We start from the raw sequence: 5726 nt of genomic DNA on the forward strand, positions 1-5726 counted from the left end.
GCGCTTTGGTGGCATCCATGAATATCGACTGGGAGAAGCTCCGCCACAAGTAACGGAGCTAACAGGAGACCAGCAGATCATTTTGGAGGTATTGGGTGAGCGCTATCGGCAAATTTATTCCTAAATCAGGTGCGGAATGTCGGATTATTCCTTTTTTGTTTTCTTTCTATGTTGCAAGCCCGAAAACTATAAAAGGATGTGAATGGCCGGTTATTGATTTAGCTCAATAGTTATCAAGAAATAGATAGATGTACACGGCAGCTTTGATTGGACAATCAAACCGCAGATGAAAATAAAAAGTCATTCAAATACATGATGATGCCTTAAATTATCGCATCAGCATGAAATGTAAAATACCAATTAAATACACCTTAAACACCTTCATATCACCTTTCAATTGTTGTTTAATTATGCCCCGGGGCGTATTTTATTAATGCGATGTAACCACGCTGTAATTTGAATTTTATGAAACCACAGACACGCAAAGACAAAGTTCTCGGCATTCTTGCCGCCATCTGGGGGATAGGTTCCTTCCTCTTCATTCTGCTGGGTTTCCTGTTCGCCCTCGCCTTCCTGATGCTGACACACTGAGTCTGCCGGACGAGTCCCTCTTTTCTCCCTCTCATCCCTGGCCGGGCGCCAGATCGGCGCACCTCGCCCACCGGCCAACAAAAAAGGGGCCTTGGCCCCTTTTTCTCGAGTGACGCTTATTTCTCCAGTAGAGGAGCGAGGAAGCGCGCCGTGTGGGACTCCTTGCAACGGCTCATCTCCTCAGGCGTACCCGTCACCAGAATACGGCCACCACCAGCGCCCCCTTCCGGGCCCAGATCGACGATCCAGTCCGCGGTTTTGATGACGTCCAGGTTGTGCTCGATGATAACGATGGTGTTGCCCCGATCCCGCAGTTGGTGCAATACCTTGAGCAACTGCTGGATATCGTGGAAGTGCAGCCCCGTGGTCGGTTCGTCCAGAATATAGAGGGTCTGGCCGGTGTCCCGCTTGGAGAGCTCCCGCGCCAGCTTGACCCGCTGCGCCTCGCCGCCAGAGAGCGTGGTGGCGGACTGACCGAGCCGGATGTAGGAGAGGCCCACGTCCATCAGGGTCTGCAGCTTGCGCGCCACCGCCGGCACCGGATCGAAGAAGGCACGGGCATCTTCCACCGTCATCTCGAGGATTTCGTGGATGTTCTTGCCCTTGTACTTCACCTCCAGGGTCTCGCGGTTGTAGCGCTTGCCCTTGCAGACGTCGCACGGCACGTAGACGTCCGGCAGGAAGTGCATCTCCACCTTGATGACCCCGTCCCCCTGGCACGCCTCGCAGCGCCCACCCTTCACGTTGAAGGAGAAGCGGCCCGGCTGGTAGCCACGGGAACGCGCCTCCTGGGTGCCGGAGAGCAGCTCGCGGATCGGGGTGAACAGGCCGGTGTAGGTGGCCGGGTTGGAGCGCGGGGTGCGGCCGATGGGGCTCTGGTCGATATCCACCACCTTGTCCAGATGCTCCAGCCCCTCGACGCTGCGATAGGGAGCCGGGGTGGACTCGGTGGCCTTGTTCAGCTCGCGGTGGGCGATGCGGAACAGGGTGTCGTTGATCAGGGTCGACTTGCCGGAACCGGAGACGCCGGTGACGCAAGTCATCACTCCGATGGGCAGATCCAGGTTGACGTTGCGCAGGTTGTTGCCGCTAGCCCCTTTCAATTTCAGCCACTTGCCGGTGAGCGGGGTGCGCTCGGCCGGGATGGCGATCTGCTTGCGCCCGGAGAGGTAGTCACCGGTCAGGGACTCGGGGTTCGCGATGATCTCCTCCGGCGTCCCCTGGGCGACGATGGCACCGCCGTGCACGCCAGCCCCCGGACCGATGTCGAGCACATGGTCGGCGAGGCGAATGGCATCCTCATCGTGCTCCACCACGATCACGGTGTTGCCGAGATCACGCAGGTGAGTCAGGGTCTTGAGCAGCCGCTCGTTGTCACGCTGATGCAAACCGATGGAGGGCTCGTCCAGCACGTACATGACCCCCACCAGGCCAGCCCCGATCTGGCTGGCCAGCCGGATCCGCTGCGCCTCGCCACCGGAGAGGGTCTCGGCGCTGCGCGACAGGCTCAGATAGTTGAGGCCGACGTTCACCAGGAAGCCGAGCCGCTCGACGATCTCCTTGAGGATCTTGTCCGCTATCTGGGCACGCTGACCGGACAGGTTCAACCCTTCGAAGAAGGCCAGGGCATCGCCGATGGACTGCTCGGCGATGGCGGGCAGGTTGCGATTGTCCACGAAGACGTGGCGGGCTTCTTCCCGCAGTCGGCTGCCACCGCAACTGGTACAGGACTTGTTGGCGATGTATTTGGCCAGCTCTTCCCGCACCGCGTTGGATTCGGTCTCCCGGTAGCGGCGCTCCATGTTGTGCAGGATCCCCTCGAACGGGTGCTTGCGCACCACCACGTCGCCGCGGTCATTCATGTAACGGAACTCGATCTCGGTGCGCCCGGAGCCGCGCAGGATCACCTCCTGGGTCTTGAGCGGCAGATCCTCCCAGGGGGTCTCCAGGTCGAACTTGTAGTGATCGGCCAGGGATTTGAGCATCTGGAAGTAGTAGAAGCTGCGCTTGTCCCAACCACGGATGGCGCCGCCGGCCAGGCTCTGGCCGGGATCATGGATGAGCTTGGCGGGATCGAAATACTGCTGCACCCCGAGACCGTCACAGGTGGGGCAGGCCCCCGCCGGGTTGTTGAAGGAGAAGATCCGGGGCTCCAGCTCCGACATGGAGTAACCGCACTCGGGGCAGGCTAAGTTGGCGGAGAAGGTCATGGGGGCAACCCCATCCTCCCCGTCCATCGGCACCACCAGCACGATGCCGCCGGAGAGAGTCAACGCCGTTTCGAACGATTCGGCCAGGCGCAGCGCCAGGTCATCGCGCACCTTGAAGCGATCCACCACCACCTCGATGGTGTGCTTCTTGTGCAGCTCCAGCGCGGGAGGATCCGACAGATCGCACACTTCGCCGTCGATGCGGGCGCGGATGTAACCCTGGGCCGCCAGATTCTCCAGCAGCTTGGTGTGCTCCCCTTTGCGGTTGCGCACCACGGGGGCCAGCAACATCAGCTTGGCGCCTTCGGGCTGGGCCAGCACCTGATCCACCATCTGGCTGATGGTCTGGGCCGCGAGCGGAATGGCGTGGGTCGGGCAGCGTGGCTCGCCGACCCGGGCGAACAGCAGCCGCAGGTAGTCGTAAATCTCGGTGATGGTGCCGACGGTCGAGCGCGGGTTGTGGGAGGTGGACTTCTGCTCGATGGAGATGGCAGGCGACAGCCCCTCGATGTGGTCCACGTCCGGCTTCTCCATCAGGGAGAGGAACTGGCGGGCATAGGCGGAGAGGGACTCCACATAGCGGCGCTGCCCCTCGGCATAGAGGGTATCGAACGCCAGGGAGGATTTGCCCGAACCGGACAGGCCGGTGACCACGATCAGCTTGTCACGTGGCAGGATCAGGTTGATATTCTTGAGGTTGTGGGTGCGGGCACCCCGGATCACGATTTTTTCCATCTTGTTGCGCGCTCGATACGGGAACCAGAGCGGGCCAGTATGGCATAGAGACTACTGGATGAATAGACAGTCTTTCCTTCCGTGCCCCTTCCTCAGAGATACTCCTTGGCCCAGCTCACTGCCTGCAACCGGTTCTTGACGTTCAGCTTCTTGAAGACGTTGTAGAGATGGGATTTGACGGTGTGTTCGCTCACGAACAGGCTGTCGGCGATCTCGGTGTTGGAGGCCCCCGTCATCAGGTGACGCACGATCTCCTGCTCGCGGGCGGTCAGCAGCGTCTGCTGACGCTGAGGTTGCCCGCTCCCCTTGCGGTAGTAGTCCACCAGGTCGCACAGCAGGTGGCGCGGGATCCAGTACTCCCCCTGCAACACCTTGCGAATGCCGAAGACCAGCCTGTCCAGCGTGTCCTGACGAAAGAAGAGCCCGCTGGTATGGGGCCACATCAGCAGCAGCTCTTTGTTGGTGCTGGTCGGGGCATTGAGCAACACGGCACTGGCCTCGCCAAAGCGCTGGCAGATGGCATTGCTCCACAGCTCCTGCTGGGTCGACTTGAGGTAGTCCAGATCGATCAGCAGCAAGGTTTTGGGGGCGCCCTCTGCAACGTCTGGCAGGTCATTCAGCTCCCCCACCAGCAAGATGGGCAGACCAAGCTCTTCACTGAGGTGACGCTGGAAACGGGAGGCTTGTGCGTTATTTTCGGTGATCAGCACCAGGAGGGAGTCGGGCGTCATCAAGAGAACTTCCTTGCACATTCGAGTCGGGGCTTTTTGGCAAGGAAGAGTACCAATCCCCCTCCTGGCTGCAGCATTAAAAAAGTATTAGACGCATCGGTGGCTCCTTTGAAGCCCAGCAATTTTCCAGCCAATACAATTGGCTAGCACGCCCCCCCCATTTGGGGGGTCAAGTAGTGCCGGTGCGCACCATAACAGCTCCGCCCTCTTCACGCAGCCTGCCCCAGCCTCCTCCCCTTGCTGGTGACACCTTACCTCGGGTAAGTTACTCAGGCTGTGGCGATCCATTGACGCCACAGTGGCAGGGAAGATGTGCGCTCATGCCCGTCAACTGGTACTATGGCGGCCAAACGCTGCGGCCGATCCATGACGCCTCTGCCGGCAAGCTCCGGCGCAGCCAGGACACTGAAGAGAGATGACACCCAGCCAGGGCGCGCATCTCGTTGCAAACAAACGCATTATTGAATGGGCCCAGGCATCTGGCCTGGCCGGTATACATAAGGGTGGAAGAGAGATTATGGCCAGTCGAGGCATCAACAAAGTCATTCTGATCGGTAACCTGGGGCAAGACCCGGAAGTGCGCTACATGCCGAGCGGCGGTGCCGTGACTAACATCACCCTGGCCACCTCCGATACCTGGCGCGACAAGCAGACCGGTGAGCAGAAAGAGCGCACCGAATGGCACCGTGTCGTCTTCATGGGCAAGCTGGCCGAAGTGGCCGGCGAGTACCTGAAGAAGGGCTCCCAGGTCTATGTGGAAGGCAAGCTCCAGACCCGCAAATGGCAGGATCAGAGTGGCCAGGAGCGCTACACCACCGAGGTGCTGGTCGACAGCTTCACCGGTGTGATGCAGATGCTGGGTGGCCGTCCGCAGGGCGGTGGCCAGGGCATGGGCGGCCAGTCATCCCAGGGCAACTGGGGCCAACCGCAACAGGCTGCACCGCAACAGAACATGCAACGTCCTGCTGCCCCGCAGCAGAACATGCAACCGCAAGGCGGTTACGGCCGTCCGGCCCAGCAGCCGCAATCCGCCCCGCCGGTCTACAACGAACCGCCGATGGATTTCGACGACGATATTCCGTTCTAGGGCCGGATTTTTTAAAATGTAAAGCGTTTTGTAAAGCGAAATGCCTAAAAACCCCGATATTTCGGGGTTTTTTCTTTTCTGAGCATGTAAAGATTGCACATTCTGAAAGCACGCAGTATACCTTAGGAATGGGTGTATAAAAGTGTAAAGGAGTGATGCAGTGAAGCTCAGAACCGTCAACATGAAGCAGTACAATGAACGTAAGTATCTAATCGTTGATGAGAGAGTAAGTATTCACCGGAACAGTATTGACACAGGAAAAATGAGACGATCGTCTCTTGATCCCACTTTCCTGCTTGCTTGATCCTGCTCCTTAGATACGCTCCCCCCATGAGCAAAAACACCATGCATTCCGCGGGAATGCCCACCACT

The 5726-nt window shown here is 59.1% G+C and carries 4 protein-coding genes; 2 read left to right on the top strand and 2 right to left on the bottom strand.

All coding sequences use genetic code 11. The annotated features are described in order from the left end of the window. Positions 1-465 precede the first annotated feature (465 nt). Entirely contained in the window at positions 466-591 is a 126-nt protein-coding gene (locus tag MUW49_RS21950; RefSeq protein ID WP_268915647.1) for a hypothetical protein, read from the top strand. A gap of 116 nt (positions 592-707) precedes the next feature. On the opposite strand, the gene uvrA is transcribed toward MUW49_RS21950, so the two are convergent. Both uvrA and MUW49_RS16340 read right to left on the bottom strand, forming a co-directional pair. Next, a complete protein-coding gene (gene uvrA, locus MUW49_RS16335) occupies positions 708-3536 on the bottom strand; it encodes an excinuclease ABC subunit UvrA (protein ID WP_244812975.1) in 2829 nt (942 codons plus the stop codon). Positions 3537-3628: 92 nt separating this feature from the next. Further along, positions 3629-4267 carry a LuxR C-terminal-related transcriptional regulator gene (locus tag MUW49_RS16340; protein ID WP_010674213.1) on the bottom strand — a complete coding sequence of 213 codons (639 nt, stop codon included), beginning with the start codon at positions 4265-4267 and terminating at the stop codon, positions 3629-3631. A gap of 517 nt (positions 4268-4784) precedes the next feature. Here MUW49_RS16340 and MUW49_RS16345 point away from each other — a divergent pair. Continuing rightward, positions 4785-5354, top strand: a complete 570-nt coding sequence (locus MUW49_RS16345) for a single-stranded DNA-binding protein (protein ID WP_010674212.1) — start codon at positions 4785-4787, stop codon at positions 5352-5354. Positions 5355-5726 lie beyond the last annotated feature (372 nt).

Source organism: Aeromonas sp. LsrichE-8G (genome assembly GCF_022869435.1).
Taxonomy (GTDB): domain Bacteria; phylum Pseudomonadota; class Gammaproteobacteria; order Enterobacterales; family Aeromonadaceae; genus Aeromonas; species Aeromonas caviae.

Bases quoted from the DNA above. Each gene is read 5' to 3' on its own strand.
- uvrA (WP_244812975.1), bottom strand. From the start codon at position 3,536: ATGGAAAAAATCGTGATCCGGGGTGCCCGCACCCACAACCTCAAGAAT.
- MUW49_RS21950 (WP_268915647.1), top strand. From the start codon at position 466: ATGAAACCACAGACACGCAAAGACAAAGTTCTCGGCATTCTTGCCGCC.
- MUW49_RS16340 (WP_010674213.1), bottom strand. From the start codon at position 4,267: ATGACGCCCGACTCCCTCCTGGTGCTGATCACCGAAAATAACGCACAA.
- MUW49_RS16345 (WP_010674212.1), top strand. From the start codon at position 4,785: ATGGCCAGTCGAGGCATCAACAAAGTCATTCTGATCGGTAACCTGGGG.